The following is a 20,711-nucleotide window of genomic DNA, read 5'->3' on the forward strand; positions in this document are numbered from 1 at the left end:
AGAGAGATCGAGACGTTTTATGGAATGGTTAGCGGATCCCACGGCCTGGTTAGGCCTGTTGACTCTGATCGTGCTGGAACTGGTACTGGGTATCGACAACCTGGTGTTCATCGCAATTCTTGCCGACAAACTGCCGCCGCATCAGCGTGATCGTGCGCGGATCATCGGCCTTTCGCTGGCGTTGATCATGCGTCTGGGCCTGTTGGCGAGCATTTCCTGGCTGGTCACGCTCACACAGCCGTTGTTCGAGGTGTTCGACAAGAGTTTCTCCGGGCGTGATCTGATCATGCTGTTCGGTGGTGTGTTCCTGTTGTTCAAGGCGACGATGGAACTACATGAACGCCTCGAAGGCCATGTTGGCGAGCGCTCGACCAACACAACCTACGCGCTGTTCTGGCCGATCGTCGCGCAGATCGTGGTGCTCGACGCGGTGTTCTCCTTGATGCGGTGATCACCGCCGTGGGCATGGTCGATGAACTGGCGGTGATGATGATCGCGGTGATCATTTCCATCGGCCTGATGATCGTCGCCAGCAAGCCGCTGACCCGCTTCGTCAACGCGCATCCGACCGTGATTATGCTGTGTCTGGGCTTCCTGATGATGATCGGTTTTGCCCTGACCGCAGAAGGTCTGGGCTTCCATATCCCGAAAGGTTACCTGTACGCGGCCATCGGTTTTTCGATCCTCATCGAGGTGTTCAACCAGATCGCCCGGGCTCGGCGCAAACGTTCGATGCAGGGCGTGCACCCGATGCGCGAGCGCACTGCGCATGCGGTGATGCGTCTGCTCGGTGGCCGCAAGCTGGCGGCGGAGGAGGTTGGCGAGGAAATCTCCGACCTGCTGGACAACGGTGAAGCGCCGGTGACCGAGCTGTTCGACCGTCGTGAGCGGGTGATGATCAGCGGTGTGCTGCAACTGGCGGAACGGCCGATTCGCAACCTGATGACGGTGCGCGCCGACGTTGACCTGATTGATCTTGCCGATGATGCCGAAACCATTCGTACGAAGTTGATGCATTCGTCGTACTCGCGCTTGCCGTTGATTCGCGATGGTGCGGTGGATGAGCCGTTGGGCTTCGTACACAAGAAGGAACTGCTCAAGGAATATCTGGCCGGAAACGAGCCGAGCCTTGAGCATCTGGCGCGCAAGGCGATCAATCTGCTCGACAGTTATTCGATCCTCAATGCGCTGGAGCAAATGCGCGCGGCATCGACGCACATCGCCTTCGTGGTCAACGAATTCGGCGATTTTGTCGGCGTACTGACCATGACCGACATCCTCGAATCGATCGCCGGCGAGTTACCCGACGCCAGCGAAATCGAAGGCCCGGACGTGGTCGAAGAGCGCGGCGGGTTTCTGGTCAGCGGCGCGCTGCCCTTGGCTCGCGTTCGCCAGCGTACCGGCTTCGATGCCGAGCCGACCGAGGATTATCAGACCATGGCCGGGTTGGTCATGAGCCTGCTGGATCGGTTGCCGATGACCGGTGATCGACTGGAGTACGAGGGCTGGCAATTGACCGTCAAAGCCGTTGAAGAACGACGCGTTACGCGGGTGCTGCTGGAGCGTGCTGCCGCGTAATACTTGAGCTCTCTACAGGCGATGCCGGCCTCTTCGCGAGCAAGCTCGCTCCCACGTTTGAAACGGGTTCCAATGTGGGAGCGAGCTTGCTCGCGAATGCGATTTGGTAGTCTGGTGAGGCTCGTTCAGAACATCCGGCGTAGGCGTGCACGTGGGACTGTACGCAAAGTACGGAGTGTCCGACGCAACCAAGTCAGATCATGCGTTCGTTTGCGCGCGGCAACGGGCGCTTTGGTCTTGCCGATATGCGCAGCGAAATCCCGTGCGAGGGTTTCTTCAGTGCCAATGCCTTTGAGCTTTTTGATCAGCCTGCCATTTTTGTAAAACAGCACTGTAGGCGTGCCGGTCACGTTCGGGTGGCGAGGCGATTGGCTGGTGTTAAGCATATAGATGTTGGCGCGCAGTCGGTAAGGCTCGGCAATCTGCCGAAAGATCGGCCCGGCCCATTCGCAGGCGGGGCAGTGGTCGTTGGCGAAATAAAGAATGACCGGGCGCCAGGTTTTCAGGGTTTTGCGGTATGTTTCTGGCAGGACTGCCATCGGTGCTCTGGACCTCATCGAATGATCCTTTTTTCGAGTGAAACGGTTACGTGTTCGTGGAAAAAACGAGTTACCCCTGGCTGTCAACTCGTTTTCTACAACTATGCGTCAGAGCAGCTTCGACAGAGTTACATCACCGAAGTAGGCACCAAACTCATCGAAAGTCCCGTCATTGGATTCCAGTTTGACTATGAACTTCAGAGTCGAAATCTGCGTCGTGAATTGTTCGAATTTCACTGTCCACTCCTGACCACCCCCGACGTTGAGGTGAACCGGCTCGCCAGTCGGGACAGGCTGCACGGTAATGCGACCCGCAAATCCGGCCAGCGTCATCATCCTTGCCGACAACATAAATGTCCCGCCGCCGCCTTCCCCAGTCATGACCTCCTGACTAATGGAATGCGGCGTTGCAATGACGCAGTCACCGGCCACGAACTTGACGTCAGATGGATTGGACACCGTCCAATGTGTGCCTTCTTGGGAAAAGTCGCCGTTCTTGATCAGATTAGCCATGTCAATATTCCTTATTGAGTGAGAGTTACAAGTGATTCTGCAGCCCTCGTATGGGCTGACCCAGTTAGCCTGCGGAGTTCATCGCGCACAACTGTCAACTCTGACAGGTAGACAGCTAAATCCGACGAGCGGTATGCAGGCCAAACGATCTCAATTGGTATTTGCGCTCGCCTCATAAAAACTCACAACGTGCTCCCAAATGTGACGTTACTTTCCCGATACCGGGTAATTACGGGACGCGGGGTTTCGGGGCAGCCACTATGCGCGGATGCACTCCGTCCGTTAACTCACTGAATAATCTCAACTTTCACGGCTGTCGCATTTTACGCTGAGGCTGTGGCACACTTTCTGCTGTCTATTCCGTAGTAACAAACCGTGTTCCGGTATAGCGGAATAAACACAATCTGGAGTGCTTGCCATGCATCGCCGTCCTTCGTTGTTCAAAGCGTGTGTTTTTGTTCTTGCAGCTTCGTCCGCATTCATGGGTATGGCCCAGGCTGCCGACAGCAAACTCGACAGTGTCCTGGCGCGTGGCAAGTTGATAGTCGGCACCGGCAGCACCAATGCGCCGTGGCACTTTCAGGGCGCGGACGGCAAGTTGCAGGGTTTTGATATCGACATCGCCAGGATGGTGGCCAAGGGGTTGTTCAACGACCCGAGCAAAGTCGAGTTCGTGGTGCAGTCGTCCGATGCGCGGATTCCCAATCTGCTCACCGACAAGGTCGACATGAGCTGCCAGTTCATCACCGTCACCGCCAGCCGCGCGCAGCAAGTGGCATTCACCTTGCCGTACTACCGCGAAGGCGTCGGCCTGCTTTTACCGAACAACAGCAAGTACAAGGAAATCGAAGACCTGCAGGCGGCGGGCGATGATGTAACTGTCGCGGTGCTGCAGAACGTGTATGCCGAAGAGCTGGTGCACCAGGCATTGCCCAAGGCCAAGGTCGATCAGTACGACAGCGTCGACCTGATGTATCAGGCAGTGAACTCCGGCCGCGCCGATGCCGCCGCCACCGATCAGTCCTCGGTCAAATACCTGATGGTGCAGAATCCCGGCCGTTACCGCAGCCCGAGCTACGCCTGGAGTCCGCAAACTTACGCCTGCGCGGTCAAACGTGGCGATCAGGACTGGCTGAACTTCGTCAACACCGCGCTTCATGAAGCCATGACCGGAGTTGAGTTCCCGACCTACGCCGCTTCGTTCAAACAATGGTTCGGTGTTGATCTGCCATCTCCAGCCATCGGTTTCCCAGTCGAATTCAAATGATCCCGTGAAAGTGGGGCGATTTCAGTCGCCCCGCTCAAGGTACTGCTGACCATGAACTATCAGTTGAACTTTGCCGCCGTGTGGCGCGATTTCGACACCTTGCTGGCGGGGCTCGGTCTGGGCTTGCAGCTGGCGCTGGTGTCGATCGCCATCGGCTGCGTGATCGGCCTGCTGATGGCGTTTGCCTTGCTCTCCAAACATCGCGCCTTGCGGGTGTTGGCCTCGGTGTACGTCACGGTAGTGCGTAACACGCCGATCCTGGTGTTGATTCTGTTGATCTACTTTGCCTTGCCAAGTCTGGGGATTCGTCTGGACAAGATTCCTTCGTTCATCATCACGCTGTCGCTGTATGCCGGCGCGTACCTGACCGAAGTCTTCCGTGGCGGCTTGTTGAGCATTCCCAAAGGCCTGCGTGAAGCGGGGTTGGCGATCGGCCTCGGCGAGTGGCAGGTCAAGGCTTACGTCACCGTGCCGGTAATGCTGCGCAACGTGTTGCCGGCGCTGTCGAACAACTTCATTTCGCTGTTCAAGGACACCTCGCTGGCGGCTGCGATTGCAGTGCCGGAGCTGACCTATTACGCGCGCAAGATCAACGTCGAAAGCTACCGGGTGATCGAAACCTGGCTGGTGACCACGGCGTTGTATGTCGCGGCCTGTTACCTCATTGCCATGCTGCTGCGTTACCTCGAGCAGCGTCTGGCGATCCGCCGATAGGAGGCTGCGATGTACCAATCACCCAGTTGGTTGCATGAATTGTGGCTCGCCCGCGAGCCGTTATGGCAAGGCTTTCTGACCAGTGTTCAGGTCTCGGCGCTGGCCATTGTGCTCGGCACCTTGCTTGGTGTGGTCGCCGGGCTGGTCCTGACATATGGCAAGTTCTGGATGCGTGCACCGTTCCGCGTTTACGTCGATCTGATTCGCGGCACGCCTGTGTTTGTGCTGGTGCTGGCCTGCTTCTATATGGCGCCTGCGCTCGGCTGGCAGATCAGCGCGTTTCAGGCCGGAGCCCTGGGCCTGACGCTGTTTTGCGGCTCGCACGTCGCCGAAATCGTTCGTGGCGCGCTGCAAGCCTTGCCGCGAGGGCAGATGGAGGCGGGCAAAGCCATCGGCCTGACGTTCTACCAATCCCTCGGCTACGTCCTGTTGCCTCAGGCGCTGCGGCAGATCCTGCCGACCTGGGTCAACTCGTCCACCGAAATCGTCAAGGCTTCGACCTTGCTCTCGGTGATCGGCGTGGCCGAACTGCTGCTCAGCACGCAACAGATCATTGCCCGGAACTTCATGACCCTGGAGTTCTATCTGTTCGCCGGTTTTCTGTTCTTCGTCATCAACTACGGCATCGAATTACTCGGCCGGCACATTGAAAAGCGGGTGGCCCTGCCATGACTCAAGCTCAAGTTGCTTCACAGGATCAGGCATTGCTGGACATTCGCAGCCTGCACAAACAGTACGGCGCGGTGGAAGTGCTCAAGGGTGTCGACCTGAGCATGCAGCGCGGCAATGTCGTCACGCTGATCGGTTCCAGCGGCTCGGGCAAGACCACGTTGCTTCGCTGCGTGAACATGCTCGAAGAATTCCAGGGCGGGCAGATCCTGCTCGACGGCGAATCCATCGGCTACGACGAGGTCAACGGTAAACGTGTGCGCCATGCGGAAAAGGTCATTGCCCGCCATCGTGCGATGACCGGCATGGCCTTCCAGCAATTCAACCTCTTCCCGCACCTGACCGCGTTGCAGAACGTCACCTTGGGCCTGCTCAAAGTGAAGAAGATGCATAAGGACGAAGCCGTGGTGCTCGCCGAAAAATGGCTGGAGCGCGTCGGCCTGCTGGAGCGGCGCAATCACTTTCCCGGTCAGTTGTCCGGTGGCCAGCAACAGCGCGTGGCGATTGCCCGAGCGATTGCGATGAATCCGAGCCTGATGCTTTTTGACGAAGTCACCTCGGCCCTTGACCCGGAGCTGGTCGGCGAGGTGCTCAACGTGATCAAGGGCCTGGCCGAGGACGGCATGACCATGTTGCTGGTGACCCACGAAATGCGTTTCGCTTTCGAGGTTTCGGACAAGATCGTTTTCATGAATCAAGGGCGAATCGAAGAGCAGGGGCCTCCCAAGGAACTGTTCGAACGCCCGCAATCGCCGCGTCTGGCGGAATTTCTCAAGAGCACGCGGTTTTGAATCTGCACTTTTGCAATCAGGAGAAACACCCATGAGTATTACGCGTTACGGCACCGGCAGCACCGCCGCCGGCGGCCAGCCTCGTCCATTCGCCCGCGCTGTCGAAGCGGATGGCTGGCTGCATGTGTCCGGTCAGGTACCGGCGGTGGATGGCGAGATCATTGTTGGCGGCATCGTCGAGCAGACCCATCAGACCATGAAGAACCTGATCGCGATTCTGGAAGAGGCCGGTTATGGCCTGGAAGACGTGGTACGGGCCGGTGTGTGGCTGGACGATCCTCGGGATTTCAGCAGCTTCAACAAGGTCTTCGCCGAGTACTTCAAACCCGAACACGCCCCGGCGCGGGCCTGTGTGCAGGCGAGCATGATGGTCGATTGCAAGGTTGAGATCGACTGCATTGCCTACAAGAAGAAGGCCTGAAACACGCCGATCGTTCCGACGCTATGCGTGGGAATGCAGCCCGGGACGCTCTGCGTCCCAAAAGCGGACGCGGAGCGTCCGGTGAGGCATTCCCACGCGGAGCATGGGAACGATCATTGGCTGTAAACTCCCGGCGACTTTGAATGGAACCCACTGAAATGACCGAAGACACCATCAAGCGCCGGGCTCGCGGTCTGGACCGGGCGTTCGATATCCTCGATTTTCTCAAGGAAATCGGCCAGCCGCTGCGCCCCAATGACATCGCCAATGGCATTGGCAGCCCGAAATCGACGGTCTACGAATTGGTCGCATCCTTGCTGGAACGGAGAATTCTGGAGCCGGTGGGCAGGGACGGTCACGTCTATCTGGGCCGCCAGTTGTACTTCCTCGGCCAGGCGCATCTGCGCCATTTCGACCTCAGTCGTGAGGCCGATCACGCCCTGCAGGAAATCGTCAGCCAGACCCGCGAAACTGCGCAGATGTGCCTGCTCAATGGGCGCAAATACACGGTGGCGCTGATGAAGGAGGGCGAGCGCCATTTCCGCATCTCATCCGATATTGGCGAAAACGCGCCGATCCCGTGGACCGCCTCCGGGCGCCTGCTGCTCGCGCATTTGAGCGACCAGCAGATCATCGACCTGATCGACGAAGACGACTACATCCTGCCCGACGGCGAACGCCTGCCACTGGAACGTTTTCTGGCGGAAATTCGTCAGGCTGGCATCGATGGCTTCTTCTCCTTCGACAGCGTCGCCGACACCTTCACCCATTGCTTCGCCGCGCCGGTCAAAGACCCGCAAGGCGTGGCCATTTGTACTTTGTGCATCGTCGCCCCACGGGCCGATGCGAAAAACAATTACAACGACTATCGCCGGGTATTGATCGAGAGCGCCAACAGCCTCGCCCGGCGGATCAACGAATAACCGCGGCTGCCTGCGGCCGCGCCTGTGAGGATTCGACCATGACCACTGCCATCAACTCTGCCGTAGAAAAAGGCGATGCCGCCATCGGTGCGCAACTGACCCGCGACGTCAGTCTGCCGGCGCTGGTGCTGCACCGCGAGGCCCTGGAGCACAACATTCGCTGGATGCAGAAGTTTGTCAGCGACAGTGGCGCGGAACTGGCGCCCCATGGCAAAACCAGCATGACCCCAGCCCTGTTCAAGCGACAGCTCGACGCCGGCGCCTGGGGCATCACCCTCGCCAGCGCCACGCAGACACGCGCCGCTTATGCCCACGGCGTGCGCCGGGTGCTGATGGCCAACCAACTGGTCGGCACGCCGAACATGGCGCTGATTGCCGATCTGCTCGCCGATCCGACGTTCGATTTCTATTGCATGGTCGATCACCCGGATAACGTCGCCGACCTCGGGGCTTACTTCGCTTCGCGGGGCGTGAAGCTCAACGTGATGATCGAATACGGCGTGGTCGGCGGACGCTGCGGTTGCCGCAGCGAGCAGGAAGTCATCGAACTGGCCAAGGCCATCGACGCGCAACCGGCGCTGGCCCTGACCGGCATCGAAGGTTACGAAGGCGTGATCCACGGCGACCACGCAGTCAGCGGCATTCGCGAGTTCGCCGCATCGCTTGTGCGCCTGGCGGTGCAGCTGCAGGACAGCGGCGCCTTTGCGATCGCCAAACCGATCATCACCGCGTCCGGCTCGGCCTGGTATGACCTGATTGCCGAATCCTTCGAAACGCAAAACGCCGCTGGCCGCTTCCTCAGCGTGTTGCGCCCGGGCAGTTACGTGGCGCACGACCACGGCATCTACAAAGAGGCGCAGTGCTGCGTGCTCGACCGTCGCAGCGACCTGCACGAAGGCCTGCGCCCGGCGCTGGAAGTCTGGGCTCATGTGCAGTCGCTGCCGGAACCGGGTTTTGCGGTGATTGCTCTGGGCAAGCGCGATGTCGCCTTCGACGCCGGTTTGCCGGTGCCGTTGTTGCGCTACAAGGCCGGCGTGGTGCCGGCGACAGGTGATGATGTCGGCGCGTGCAAGGTCACCGCGGTGATGGATCAGCATGCGTTCATGACCGTAGCGCCGGGTGTCGAGTTGCGGGTCGGCGACATCATTTCCTTTGGTACTTCGCATCCATGCCTGACGTTTGACAAATGGCGTGTTGGGTTGCTGGTGGATGAGCAGTTGGCGGTCATCGAGACCATGGAAACTTGTTTCTAAGGCTTGAGACCGAGTCGCGGCCAATCGCTGGCAAGCCAGCTCCCACAGGGCCGGAGGTGATTACCCAATTTATGTTCACCTTGACTATGTGGGAGCTGGCTTGCCAGCGATGACGCCACAACAGCCACCACCGAACGACCAGAGACCCTACCAGATGACCACGCTCAGCCCTCTGGGGCCCAACACCCCGCGCATCGCCCTGATCGGCAAATGCATGATCGAACTGCAGCAACGCGCCGACGGCAGTCTGCAGCAAAGCTTCGGTGGCGATACCCTCAACACGGCGGTGTACCTGTCCCGTGCGCTGGGCTACAAGGCGCAAGTCGACTACGTCACCGCGTTGGGCGATGACAGTTTCAGCGACGCGATGTGCCAGATCTGGCGCAGCGAAGGCATCGGCCTCGATCTGGTGCAGCGCCTGCCCGGTCGGCTGCCCGGTCTGTACTGCATCCAGACCGACGCCAACGGCGAGCGGCGTTTCCTGTACTGGCGCAACGAAGCGGCGGTACGCGATTGCTTCACCACCCCTGCGGCCGAGCCGATCCTCGCGGCGTTGCCGGACTACGACGTGCTGTATTTCAGCGGGATCACCCTCGCTGTACTCGGAATGCAAGGCCGCGCCCGACTGATCAAGACCCTGATTGAAGCCAGACAGCGCGGCGCACGCATCGTTTTCGACAACAACTACCGCCCGCGCCTGTGGGCGTCGGTGGAAGAGGCGCGCGCGGCATATCGCAGCGTCCTGCCTTATGTCGATCTGGCGTTGCTGACGGTGGATGACGAACAGGCGCTGTTCGGGTTTGCCGATTGCGCTGAGGTGTTTGCCACGTATGCACAGATCGGCACGGCGGAAGTGGTGCTCAAGCGCGGCGCCGAGGCGTGTCTGATTCGCTGCGATGGTGAGGCGTTCGAAGTGCCGGCGCAGAAGGTCGATAAGGTCGTCGACACCACAGCGGCGGGGGACTCGTTCAGCGCGGCGTATCTGGCCAGGCGCTTGCTCGGCGGCAGTCCGGCGGAGGCGGCAGCGGCGGGGCATGAATTGGCCAGTCGGGTGATTCAAGTACCCGGAGCGCTGATCCCCAGAATTTGAAATGCAATCCCTTGTAGGAGCTGACGAGTGCAACGAGGCTGCGATCTTTTGATCTTGATCCGCAAACGCAGAATCAACAGATCGCAGCCTCGTTGCACTCGTCAGCTCCTACACAGCAGCAGTGATCAATCCCGATAAAACACCTGCACCAGGTGATAGCCAAACTTGCTCTTGATCGGCCCATGCACGGTGCGCAGCGGTTTCTTGAAAATCACTGCATCAATCGCCCCGACCATCTGTCCCGGCCGCACTTCGCCCAGATCGCCGCCGCGCTTGCCGGACGGGCAGGTGGAAAACTTCTTCGCCAGCACATCGAACGCTTCACCCTTGGCGATGCGCTGTTTGAGTTGTTCGGCCTCTTCGGCAGTTTTCACCAGAATGTGGCGGGCTTGGGCTTTCATCGTGCGATACCTGATAACGGGTGACGGCGGGGCGCGCGATTATGCCTCAAGTCACGGGATCGGGGTGCTCAACTTGCGGATCTTGCTCGCCAGGACCTCGAGTACAAACGGCTTGGCGACCATGTCCATGCCTGCTTCGAGAAAGCCCTGACGCTCGGCAGCTATTTGCGCGTAACCGGTCATGAACAGCACTTTAAGATCCGGCCGATGCTGGCGAGCAATCTCCGCCAACTGGCGACCGTTCATGCCCGGCAGCCCGACATCAGTGACCAGCAGATCGATGCGTTGTGCGGATTCGAGCAGCGGCAGGGCGGTCTGCGCGTTTTCCGCTTCGAAGGTTTTGTAGCCCAGCTCCTTGAGCAGATCGAGTACCAGCATGCGCACCGCCGGATCATCTTCAACGACCAGCGCGGTTTCACCGGTCGATGACGCCGCAATCGGTTCGGCATTCTTCACCGACACCGCCTCGGCATCCAGTTCAAGCAAACGCGGCAAGTACAGACGTACGCAAGTGCCTTGTCCCGGCACACTGTCGAGGCTGACATGGCCGCCGGACTGCTGGGCAAATCCGTAGATCATCGACAGCCCCAGTCCGGTGCCCTGGCCGATCGGCTTGGTGGTAAAAACGGGTCGAACGCCTTGGAGCGAATTGACGGCGTCATGCCGGTGCCGTTATCGCTGACCGCGAGCATGACGTATTCCCCGGCCTTTACCGGCTCGAGAATGGTGATGTCGCTGCTGTCGAGGTACACGTTCGCGGTCTGGATCAGCAACGCGCCGCCCTCCGGCATCGCATCGCGGGCGTTGATCACCAGGTTGAGCAGGGCATTTTCCAACTGACTGACGTCGGTGCTGACGGGCCACACGTCGTCGGGCAGGCGCAATTGCAGATCGATGGCATCGCCCTTGGTGCGCCGGATCAGGTCTTCCAGCGAGTGCACCAACTCGTTGACGTTCAGTTGTTTGCGGTCCAGCGACTGGCGCCGCGAGAACGCCAGCAAGCGGTGGGTCAGCGCCGCTGCGCGATTGGCCGATGACACCGCCGCCTCGGTGAAGCGGCCAATCTCGTCGGCGCGTCCGTTGGCGATATAGCGCTGCATCAAATCCAGACTGCCGATGATGCCCGTGAGCATGTTGTTGAAGTCATGAGCGATGCCGCCGGTGAGCTGGCCGACAGCTTCCATTTTCTGCGCGTGGCGCAGAGCATCTTCGGCGCGCTCGCGCTCGAACATCTCGTTCTGCAAACGCTGGTTGGCCTGGGCCAGTTGTTCGGTGCGGGCGCTGACTCGCTCTTCGAGGGTTTCATTGAGATTGCGCAGGGCTTCCTCGGTTTTTTGCGCTCGGTCTCATCGATGACAAAGATGTAGAAACCGTTGACCGCACCGTCCGCGCCATGACGGGGCAGATAGTTCATCAACGCGTGACGGGTGCTGCCGTCGCGGTGCGGCGTGTAGAAACTGAACGAACAGGAGCGTCCTGCCAGCGCTTCAGCGATAAAAGGTGCACGCAGGAAATACGCCTCTTCGCCGATGACTTCGCGAATCGTACGACCGTACAGCTCTTGCGGAGTCAGCCCGTACCAGTCGAGATAGGCCGCGTTGTTCAGGCGAAAACGTTCTTCGGCGTCGACATAGCTGATCAGGATCGGCATGGCGTTGATGATCAGCTGCAATTCGGTCTGGCTCTGACGCAGCGCCTGTTCGGTGTGTTTGCGTTCGGTCAGGTCCAGCGCCGCGCCGAGAAAACGCACCGGCCGACCATGATGATCCTTGTAGCAACGGCCGCGTGCGAACACCCAGCGCAGCGTGCCATCAGCCTGCAGCAAGCGGTATTCCTCGGCGTACTCAGTGCCATGAGTAATGCAATACTTGATGCCGCGCGCGACCATGGCGCGGTCTTCGGGGTGTACCCCGTGCAGATATTCGCTGATCGGCAACTGCCCGGCCCTGGCCGGATCGACACCGTGCAATTCGGCAAAGTGCGCATCGGCGATGAAGCGGTCTTCGCCAATGTCCCAGTCCCAGGTACCTACCGCGTCGGTGGCGGCCAAGGCCAGTTGCAGGCGTTCTTCGGACTGGCGCTGGGCCTTGAGGCTTTCCTCGGAACGGCGCTGCAACTCCAGGGCGATGCGGCGGCGTTCGTTGGTTTCGATGGCGGTGATCAGAATTCCAGCCACCTGGGCGGTTTCATCGCGAATCGGGCTGTAGGTCAGATCCAGCCAGAAATCGGTTTTCTTGCCGTCACGTTGCACGCTGAACCGCTGCTCGCTGAAGCTGCGTACCTGGCCCTGTAACACCGCCTGATAAATCGGTTCGGAGAAATCCCGGACTTCCGGCCAGACGTCATGAGTCGGTTGCCCGAACGCTTCGGGATGTTTGCTGCCAGCGAGCAGGGCAAAACCATTGTTGTAGATCTGCGTGAGTTGCGGACCCCATAACAGCAGCATCGGCATCGGTGAATGAATGACGATATCCACCGCCGTGCGCAAGCTCTGCGGCCAGGTGCCGGCGGGGCCCAGCGGGCTGCGGCTCCAGTCGGTGCGGGCAATCAGGGCCTGAGCGTCATCGGTGGTGGGTACAGCGTTCATGTTTCAATCCTGAGCGTGGTTCGGTGAGACGGGGTCTATCATTGTTGCAGGAGCCGCGCCAAGCGTAGGCCAAATCTGCTCATTCAATGCTTCGCGGGTGCTGTCAGCCATGGAAATCGATGCACTGTTGACAATATTGTCGCAAAAAAACGGTTCTGATCTGTTCCTCTCTACCGGCGCAGCGCCGAGCGCGCGCATTGACGGTGTGCTGAGAGCTTTGAGCGATCAGCCATTCAAACCCGGCGAAACCGCGGCCATCGCCGCCTCCTGATGGACGCCGAGCAACGCCGGGAGTTCGACCGGGATCTGGAAATGAACCTGGCAATCTCCCGAACGGGCGTCGGGCGCTTCCGGGTAAACATTTTCAAGCAGCGCAACGATGTGTCGATTGTCATCCGCAATGTCAAACTCGACATCCCGCGATTCGAAGACCTGAAGCTGCCGCCGGTGTTGCTGGAAACGGTGATGCTCAAGCGAGGGTTGATTCTGTTTGTAGGCGCAACCAGTTCAGGCAAGTCGACGTCGCTGGCGGCACTCATAGATCACCGCAACCGCCACAGTGCCGGGCACATCGTGACGATCGAAGACCCGATCGAATATATCCACCGGCACCAGCGCTCGATCGTCAATCAGCGCGAAGTCGGTGTCGACACACGCAGTTTCCAAGCTGCTTTGAAGAACACGCTGCGCCAGGCCCCGGATGTGGTATTGATCGGCGAAATACGTGATCGCGAAACCATGGAGCATGCGTTGTCATTCGCCGATACCGGGCATCTGGTGTTGTCGACCTTGCACGCGACCAATGCCAATCAGGCGCTGGATCGGATTATCAATATGTTCCCTGAAGAGCGGCGACCGCAGTTGCTGCAAGCGCTAGGCAATAACCTGAAAGCATTTATCTCACAGCGCTTGGTGCGTACTGTTGATGGTCAACGAAGGGCTGCTGTTGAGGTATTGCTAGGCACGCCAACGGTGGGAGATCTGGTTCGGCGAAATGAACTGGGAGAACTTAAAAGCGTTATGGAAAAGTCGGAGGGTGCAGGTATGCAAACATTCGACTCCGCGCTTTATAAGCTGGTTGAAGAAGGTGTCGTCGATGTAGATGAAGCAATTAAACATGCAGATTCTGTGAATAATTTAAGATTGCGGATAAAGCTGCGCTCAGACGATAGAATCAAAGATGATTCGTCGGGTGGTTGGGGGTTGATTGAGTAAAGTGGATGTTTATTGAGTTCGTGTTTGTTCTGTTGAAGTTTTCGCTCTGAAATGTTGGTTAATAACTAACTGGTTGATTGATGTTTGGTTCTGTTTAAAGTTTAAAGGCGTCGATTATGACGCTAATGAATTTAAACTAGGACAGAACATGAAGATCAGAAGTGGTTCCTCTGGTAGTGCAGTTGTGGCTGCGCAGGAAAATCAGTTATGCATTAAAGCTGATGGGCTAGAGCGGAAAAAATAACGTCAGTGCTTTATGCGTTGTATAAAGTGCGACAAAGTGCAGCGTTGATCGATATGGAGTCAATTACTTTGACCTTGGAGGAAGAATCCTCTTTTTATTATGTGCACAAGACTTTCAGCAAAATGCTGGCGGATCTGATCAAGCCATACGATCGTAACGCGGTTGCAATCGTCACCAGCGCCGGGCTTGACGTCTGGATCAACAACGGAAGTGGCGCTGAAAGCATACGACAGAAAATACAATCTGACCCGAATGAGCAGGCAGTCCTGAAAATAATCATGGAGGGCGCGGCGCAAACGGGTGGAGCAGTCCGCTCGGTAACGGACGATGCCAGTTATGCTCAATGGCTGCGCTTTCACGGGCTGTTGGTCCCGACTGATGTCGAGCAACTGGAATCTCTGCTGAATTTTCTGCAATGGGAATTCCGCCGTAGTGACCGTATCGCCAGTTACTGGGACTACATCAACGGCCACGATGGTGGCTCAGCTGCATTGACCGTAACTCAGTGTCAAGAAATTCGTACAGTGACCGCAAAACTGGTTCCCGCCGGAAAAGGTTTACTGGACATGTTGTATGAAAACGTCAAGCCCGTTTTACATGACGGGATTGATTGGGAGACTGCCGACGAGGTGCTGCAGGAACTTGTGCATCATCAGTTTTCCTATGATTTGGCGAAGAAGTATATTGATGCACTGCAGTGGTGGGGCGCTCGTGCTGTCGAGGAGTGCGATGCGTATGATTATGCGCAAGTTCTCTACACGGCCATTCTTCTTCAACTTGATCCAGGTATTGGCAACAAGAAACAGCGCAACGTAATCGCTGGCTATGATATTTATCATCCAGCCGTTGCCGCCGATAAGAGCATGTCCAGTATTCGGCAGAGCTTTGAGCAGCATCTTGTCGGCCAGAAAATCGTGCCCCGCGCGTTGGTGCCTTTGGCATCACATATGCTGCTGTCCGCGGTGGCCCCGGTACTGTTGATCGATGGTGTGCCGACATGGCTGACTGCTGGTTCAATCGGATGGGTAACGTTGTCTCAGGCGGTCGGCATGATCGAGCTCAGCGTCAGAGGATCTTCACGCTTTGTTCATTACGATGACGTAATGCTATTTGCCGACATGGGCTCGATAAGTCATGCACTGGGCCAACTCCAGGGCCTGGCTGCAGTTGACGTCATCATTGATTGGGCGTTGATCAACGAGGTGATCACGCAAAGTGATCTGAATGCATCTGTCGCCAATGCCGCCGAGAAAGCTCTGGGTGCCTATCAAATACATGTAGAAACGATGGTCAACGGCGTGAAGGCGTTTTCCACGCCAGTACCCAATCGGAAGAAGCTCGCGCTGGAGGCTTTGCAAAAAGCTTTACCGGAATGTGATTTTCTCGAGGACCCGCTACTTCGGCCGGAAACTTTTTCCAGTGCACGAGTATCAATGCTGGATTTGCACATCGAGGGTGTACTGACTTCGGGCGAATGGGACTGGAATGAAACACCACACATTCTGAGCCGATATCCGCAGTTGATGAGGCTGGCGATTAATCAAGATGTTTTTGAGGCGGAGGTTCGAAAGTATCACCGCAACATTCACAAAGCGATAGCTTCCAATATAAAGCTGGCCCTGTCTGGAATGCCCCGCCCGGATCGCGATATTTTTGCAAAAAACAAGATAACTTTCTTTACTGTGCGGGCGCCAGTTACTGAAATTATCTACCCCAGTAGCAATTACAACTTGGTGGGCGTGGCCAACAAGGGGCCTCAAAGTTTCGAGGTGCAAGCGAAGAAAGATCAGGCACGGGGCGCTTCGCGGTGATCATGATCGCCTCATACGGTGATAATGAATTTCTCTGCTATGAGTTGTTCAGCCTTTTGGGCGAATGTCGAAGAAATGACGCTTTGGGTGAATTGATTCTGAAAACTCAAAAAATGAAGATGCAAGCCAGGCTGGATTTTCAAGGAAAGAGCAATGATAAGTCATCTCCTCTTCCCGCAACCCATAATGTTCCGACTGACTTTCATAGCTACACGCAGGGTACACGTCCCCGCCCTAATGCCTCCGATATCATGGTCATAGAAAAGCTGGGGACGCTTGCTGCGCCGACAACTCCGCCAGCGGGCAAGCACAGTCTTTATCAGTTCTTCATGGACGAACATATAAACAATATCGCGCAATTCGTGATAACGCACCGGCCTATCGGCAGCCTCGATGAACTGAAGTTGGCGTTTACTGATCTTACGGAAAGAGAGTCTCTGACCAAGAAGACCGACGAATGGGTGACGTTTGTAGTTGATCTGGTTGTGCCCTTCAAACGATGCATTGAAGACATTGCTTCGGGTGAGCGCAACAAAGTCGTGGATGGCATTTATGCCTGCACGATGGATGCGATCGGGATTTTCTTCACTGTCTTGGGCGCCCCGGCAAAGATACTGACTATTGCAGCAAGAACAGTTTCGCTGACGGCGAAACTCGCCAGCGTCGTGAAATATTCCTTGAAGTTGACGGTGTCGACATTCAACCCCATAGATGGGTTACCGACGGCCGGATACCTCGCGACCAAGTCACTTTTGAAAAGCGGCCTTGAATTAAGCAGGCAGGGCGTCAAGCTACTCGACTCAGCGACCTCGCAATTGCATCGATTGACCGGTAGACGTCAATCCGTGGACTTTCTGAAGTTATCCAGTTTGCCCCAAGCCGGTCAGGGCAAATGGAAACCCCGGGCAGGTGCCGCCGATGTGGTTAACGTATGTGCGTTGAACAGAAACAATCAATGGTATGCGATAAGCAGTCGCGGTACTCCGTGGGGAAAACGCTGGCTGACTTCCAGTTTCAGCACGCGTTCACTGTGCCTGGCGTGCGTCCCGAGAGCTATACGCGACATATCGTCCAGAACAGTCTGCCGATTGCGCGGGAAAAGGTTGACGCGGCAGTCAACCTGCTCAGCATGCCAAAGCTCAATACCAAGACCGATTTTGCCATTGGCCTGTTTTTAGGCACCACCCCTGGAGGGCGAGATGAGTTTGCGACTTTATTGACGGCTGTTCGATTGAACGTCTGCGACACCTCCGCCAGCAATTTCGTGCTGGACAGTGCAAAAATCGGTGATCAAACCATTGAAGTCAGCCAGACCCAATACAGCGAATGGAAAAAGGCCGGCTTGCACGAGAAGGAAAGTGTCGAGTACTTGATCATCAACAACCGAAATCTCAATTCCCGTTTCAATGCAGCAGGTTTTAATTACGGTGAGGTTGCGGACGATCTGCTTCATGAGATGTTCCGCGCAGGGGCAGGCAAAACTGATTTGATTACCGCCCCGGCCAGTATGCAGAACAACACTGCCGTCCTCGATGTGGCACCGTTGCTGAATCTCGCGGCTGGGCGCCTGCCGAAACCGGGTGGCGGGTTTCACAGTGCTGCTGAAGCTCGTTCGAATGCCGACTCCTATGCAGTGTTGACTGCGCTGCTGAGTCAGGTGGAAACGGATGCTGCTGCATACTTCAAGAACGTCCAAATCCTCAATGCAGCGGTCAACCGTCACATCGGTCGGACGATAGAGAGTGAAGTTCTCATTGAATTGAACGGTGATTGATTCGTAACCCTGCCCCATGCTGGCACGGGGCAGCGTTGCTTCATGGCGCGCAGTCGCTGAGCTCACGCCGATCCCGAAACTGCTCCAGCGCTTCGGGATTGGCCAGCGCATCGGTGTTCTTCACCGGCCGCCCATGCACCACGTCTCGCACCGCCAGCTCGACAACCTTACCGCTGATGGTGCGTGGAATATCCGTCACCGCAACAATCTTCGCCGGTACATGCCTAGGGGTGGTATTGGCGCGGATAACGTCACGAATGCGCTGTTGCAGCTGGTCGTTGAACATCAGTCCTTCGCGCAATCGCACAAATAACACGACCCGCACATCATCCTGCCACTGCTGGCCAATGGCGACGCTGTCCAGCACGTCGGTGATTTTCTCGACCTGACGATAAATTTCCGCCGTGCCGATCCGCACGCCACCCGGATTGAGCACGGCATCCGAACGGCCATGAATCATCATCGCGCCGTGGGGCAATTGTTCGGCGTAGTCACCCTGTGCCCAGACGCCAGGAAACAGGCTGAAATAAGACTGTCGCAGCTTCGCGCCGTCAGGGTCATTCCACAAACCAATCGGCATCGCCGGGAAATGCCGAGTGCAGACCATTTCGCCTTTTTCACCGATTACCGGCTGGCCTGCGTCGTTCCATACCTCCACGGCCATGCCGAGGCTTTTGCCCATGATTTCCCCGCGCCGTACCGGTGACACTGGGTTGCCGTTGACGAAACAGGACACGATGTCGGTGCCACCGGACATCGAGGCCAGGCACACGTCGGTTTTCAAGTCGCGGTAAACGAAATCGTAACTTTGCGGCGACAGCGCCGAGCCTGTACACAACAGCGTTTTCAAGCTGCTCAAGTCATGACTTTCCCTGGGCCTGGCGCCGCTGCTCTCCAGCGTGGCAAGAAACTTGGGACTGGTGCCAAACACGCTGATGCGTTCGTCGTCGATCAGGTCGAGCAGACGCTGAGGGTCCGGATGAAACGGTGAGCCGTCGTAGAGCACGACAGCGCTGCCAACCGCGAGCGCCGAAACCAGCCAGTTCCACATCATCCAGCCGCAGGTTGTGTAGTAGAACAGGCGATCACCAGGTCCGAGGTCGCAATGTAGGCCGTGCTCTTTGACGTGTTGCAGCAGCACGCCGCCGGTGCTGTGGACGATGCATTTCGGTACGCCGGTGGTGCCGCTGGAGTACAGCACGTAAAGCGGATGGTTGAACGGCACCGGGGTGAAATCCGGCTCGCAGCCGGGTAGATAAAAATCTTCCCAGAAGGAGACGCCGGCCAGGGTTTGGTAATCCTCGATGCGAGCTTGCGGGCGAGCGTACGGCACGATAATCAACTGCTGCAGCGACGGCAGTTGCGCCAGGATTTCGTTGAGCTTGGCGGTCTGATCGAGGGTTTTTCCGGCGTATTGATAACCGGCGCAGGTGAGCAGCACTTTCGGTTCGATCTGGCCAAAGCGATCAATCACGCCATGGGTGCCAAAGTCGGGCGACGAGCAGGACCAGATCGCGCCGAGGCTGGTGGTGGCCAGCATTGCCACCAGCGTCTGCCAGGTGTTGGGCATGCACGCCGCCACGCGATCACCTTGAGCCACACCGGCCGCGCGCAGGCTCGCCTGAAAACCGGCGACGTGTTCGGCCAGTTCGGCCCAGGTCAGCTGTTCGCGCTGGCCATTTTCCGCGACGGCGACCACTGCTACCGCATCATCGCGACGGCGCAGCAGGTGTTCAGCGAAGTTCAGCGTCGCGCCCGGAAACCATTCGGCGCTGGGCAGCTCTGCACCTTCACGCAGAATGGCGTCTGGCTGAGTGTGGAAGCGGATGTCGAAGAAATCGACGATCGCTTGCCAGAAAGCGGGGCGCTGCTCGATGCTCCATTGGTGCAGGGCAGGGTAGCCATCGAGCTGCAGCGAATGCCGTTGATTGATCTCGCGCCGAAAGGCGTCCAGACGCGAACGGGCGATACGCTGGGCGTCGGGTTGCCAGAGGATCTCGGACATGGGGTTGCCTCTTCTTATCGGATTACACATACCCTGTACGAGTGAGCCTGCTCGCGATAGCGGTGTGCCAGACCCGTAACAGGTGACTGATGTACCGCTATCGCGAGCAGGCTCACTCCTACAGAGGGCCAGGTGTTTATTGCGCCAGCCAGCCACCATCGATATTCCACGCCGCGCCGCGCACCTGGCTGCCCGCTTCGCTGCACAAGAACAGCACCAGCTCACCGAGATGCTGCGGCGTGACGAACTCCAGCGACGGCTGTTTTTCGGCGAGCAGATCATGCTGAGCCTGCTGAGGATCGATGCCCTTGGCCGCGCGATCATCGATCTGCTTCTGCACCAGCGGCGTCAACACCCAGCCCGGACAGATCGCATTGCAGGTGACATTGCTGGTCGCGGTTTCGAGCCCGACCACTTTGGTCAGGCCGATCACGCCATGCTTTGCGGCGACATATGCGGCTTTGCCGGTGGAGCCGACCTGACCATGCACCGAGGCGATATTGATGATGCGCCCCCAGTTTTTCCGACGCATGCCCGGCAGGCTCAGACGCGTGCTGTGAAACACCGACGACAGGTTGATCGCGATGATCGAATCCCAGCGCTCCACCGGGAACTCTTCCACTGCCGCGACATGCTGAATACCCGCGTTGTTGACCAGAATGTCGACGCCTCCAAACTCACGCTCGGCGTAAGCAACCATGTCGGCAATCTGCGCCGGGTCGCTGACATCGGCGGGATGATGGCCAACCTTGCCGCCGTACTGAGCGACGTCAGCGATCACTTTCGAGGCGTCGCCGAAGCCATTGAGAATCAGATTGGCGCCGGCCTTGGCCAGGCTCAGCGCGATGCCCAGGCCGATGCCGCTGGTGGAGCCGGTCACCAAAGCTGTCTTGCCGGAAAGAGTGGTCATGAATAC

General features: G+C 57.8%; 16 protein-coding genes and 3 pseudogenes. 13 read left to right on the top strand and 6 right to left on the bottom strand.

Annotated features, from left to right (window positions below):
* Positions 1-19 precede the first annotated feature (19 nt).
* Positions 20-1,578: pseudogene (locus LJU32_16650) on the top strand (TerC family protein).
* A 125-nt stretch (positions 1,579-1,703) separates the two neighbouring features.
* Here LJU32_16650 and LJU32_16655 read toward each other — a convergent pair.
* The gene (locus LJU32_16655; protein WKV87365.1) at positions 1,704-2,135 is read right to left on the bottom strand and encodes a thioredoxin family protein; all 432 of its coding nucleotides are present in this window, start codon (positions 2,133-2,135) and stop codon (positions 1,704-1,706) included.
* A 90-nt stretch (positions 2,136-2,225) separates the two neighbouring features.
* Positions 2,226-2,630 carry a hypothetical protein gene (locus tag LJU32_16660; GenBank protein WKV87366.1) on the bottom strand — a complete coding sequence of 135 codons (405 nt, stop codon included), beginning with the start codon at positions 2,628-2,630 and terminating at the stop codon, positions 2,226-2,228.
* A gap of 418 nt (positions 2,631-3,048) precedes the next feature.
* Here LJU32_16660 and LJU32_16665 point away from each other — a divergent pair, with 418 nt between their 5' ends.
* The 8 genes from LJU32_16665 (at position 3,049) to LJU32_16700 (ending at position 9,758) form a co-directional block, all read left to right on the top strand.
* On the top strand, positions 3,049-3,897 hold the full coding sequence (locus LJU32_16665; protein WKV87367.1) for a transporter substrate-binding domain-containing protein: 849 nt from the start codon (positions 3,049-3,051) through the stop codon (positions 3,895-3,897).
* A gap of 51 nt (positions 3,898-3,948) precedes the next feature.
* Positions 3,949-4,611, top strand: a complete 663-nt coding sequence (locus tag LJU32_16670) for an amino acid ABC transporter permease (GenBank protein ID WKV87368.1) — start codon at positions 3,949-3,951, stop codon at positions 4,609-4,611.
* Between the two features lie 9 nt (positions 4,612-4,620).
* Positions 4,621-5,283 (top strand): amino acid ABC transporter permease, encoded by a 663-nt coding sequence (locus LJU32_16675; protein ID WKV87369.1) that lies wholly within the window; start codon positions 4,621-4,623, stop codon positions 5,281-5,283.
* Positions 5,280-6,071, top strand: coding sequence for an amino acid ABC transporter ATP-binding protein (locus LJU32_16680; protein WKV87370.1), 792 nt, complete (start codon positions 5,280-5,282; stop codon positions 6,069-6,071). Before LJU32_16675 ends, LJU32_16680 begins: the two co-directional genes overlap by 4 nt.
* Before the next feature lie 31 nt (positions 6,072-6,102).
* Entirely contained in the window at positions 6,103-6,492 is a 390-nt protein-coding gene (locus LJU32_16685; protein WKV87371.1) for a RidA family protein, read from the top strand.
* A 158-nt stretch (positions 6,493-6,650) separates the two neighbouring features.
* Entirely contained in the window at positions 6,651-7,415 is a 765-nt protein-coding gene (locus LJU32_16690) for an IclR family transcriptional regulator (GenBank protein WKV87372.1), read from the top strand.
* Between the two features lie 38 nt (positions 7,416-7,453).
* Positions 7,454-8,668 (top strand): amino acid deaminase, encoded by a 1,215-nt coding sequence (locus tag LJU32_16695; GenBank protein WKV87373.1) that lies wholly within the window; start codon positions 7,454-7,456, stop codon positions 8,666-8,668.
* 154 nt (positions 8,669-8,822) lie between these two features.
* Positions 8,823-9,758 carry a sugar kinase gene (locus LJU32_16700; GenBank protein ID WKV91128.1) on the top strand — a complete coding sequence of 312 codons (936 nt, stop codon included), beginning with the start codon at positions 8,823-8,825 and terminating at the stop codon, positions 9,756-9,758.
* Positions 9,759-9,883: 125 nt separating this feature from the next.
* Here the strand turns inward: LJU32_16700 and LJU32_16705 are convergent, their stop codons facing one another.
* Together LJU32_16705 and LJU32_16710 are read right to left on the bottom strand one after the other, a co-directional pair.
* Positions 9,884-10,159, bottom strand: a complete 276-nt coding sequence (locus LJU32_16705; protein ID WKV87374.1) for a peptidylprolyl isomerase — start codon at positions 10,157-10,159, stop codon at positions 9,884-9,886.
* Positions 10,160-10,210: 51 nt separating this feature from the next.
* Positions 10,211-12,746: pseudogene (locus LJU32_16710) on the bottom strand (PAS domain-containing protein).
* Positions 12,747-12,855: 109 nt separating this feature from the next.
* On the opposite strand from LJU32_16710, the pseudogene LJU32_16715 reads away from it, so the two are divergent.
* The 4 genes and pseudogenes from LJU32_16715 to LJU32_16730 all read left to right on the top strand — a co-directional run bounded on the left by LJU32_16715 (position 12,856) and on the right by LJU32_16730 (position 17,790).
* Positions 12,856-13,961 (top strand): annotated as a pseudogene (locus LJU32_16715) (PilT/PilU family type 4a pilus ATPase).
* A 249-nt stretch (positions 13,962-14,210) separates the two neighbouring features.
* A complete protein-coding gene (locus LJU32_16720; protein WKV87375.1) occupies positions 14,211-16,016 on the top strand; it encodes a hypothetical protein in 1,806 nt (601 codons plus the stop codon).
* Positions 16,013-17,194 (top strand): hypothetical protein, encoded by a 1,182-nt coding sequence (locus tag LJU32_16725; protein WKV87376.1) that lies wholly within the window; start codon positions 16,013-16,015, stop codon positions 17,192-17,194. The genes LJU32_16720 and LJU32_16725 overlap by 4 nt, the downstream gene beginning before the upstream one ends.
* Complete coding sequence (locus tag LJU32_16730; protein WKV87377.1) at positions 17,146-17,790, top strand: hypothetical protein; 645 nt, start codon at positions 17,146-17,148, stop codon at positions 17,788-17,790. Before LJU32_16725 ends, LJU32_16730 begins: the two co-directional genes overlap by 49 nt.
* A gap of 40 nt (positions 17,791-17,830) precedes the next feature.
* Here LJU32_16730 and LJU32_16735 read toward each other — a convergent pair whose 3' ends face one another.
* Entirely contained in the window at positions 17,831-19,795 is a 1,965-nt protein-coding gene (locus LJU32_16735; protein WKV87378.1) for an acetoacetate--CoA ligase, read from the bottom strand.
* A gap of 136 nt (positions 19,796-19,931) precedes the next feature.
* A complete protein-coding gene (gene hbdH / locus LJU32_16740) occupies positions 19,932-20,705 on the bottom strand; it encodes a 3-hydroxybutyrate dehydrogenase (protein WKV87379.1) in 774 nt (257 codons plus the stop codon).
* Positions 20,706-20,711: the final 6 nt, after the last annotated feature.

The sequence above is a fragment of the Pseudomonas sp. B21_DOA genome (assembly GCA_030544685.1).
Lineage (GTDB): Bacteria > Pseudomonadota > Gammaproteobacteria > Pseudomonadales > Pseudomonadaceae > Aquipseudomonas > Aquipseudomonas fluorescens_AO.